Here is a 304-nt window from a genome sequence, read left to right on the forward strand (position 1 = left end):
ATGGTTGTTTGGATGAAATTCTAGATTTACCGAAATTAGACGTTAAACTTAGTTTCAAATATTCCAAAGACGCTGAATATGAGCATATTTATGGAATAATACCTTCCAATGGCAACTATATTTCTACAATCACTCTTGGAGAAGCTGATTGTTTCGTTCCAATTCTGAATACTTATAAATTAAATGGAGAAAAAATAGACTCAAAAGAAATTAACATTGGATATTGTGGTCCTGACTCATGCTACGAATGTCTAGAAAATATGACAATTAAGTCTGATTATCGTATTTACGTTGCGGATACAAT

1 protein-coding gene is annotated in these 304 nt (G+C 31.2%); it reads left to right on the forward strand.

What is annotated here, in order from left to right; genetic code table 11:
* A partial coding sequence (locus IU405_RS15570) for a hypothetical protein (RefSeq protein WP_231749417.1) occupies nt 1-304 on the forward strand: 304 nt, incomplete at both ends.

Origin of the sequence: Polaribacter sp. BAL334 (assembly GCF_015767435.1) — a bacterium.
GTDB lineage: Bacteria > Bacteroidota > Bacteroidia > Flavobacteriales > Flavobacteriaceae > Polaribacter.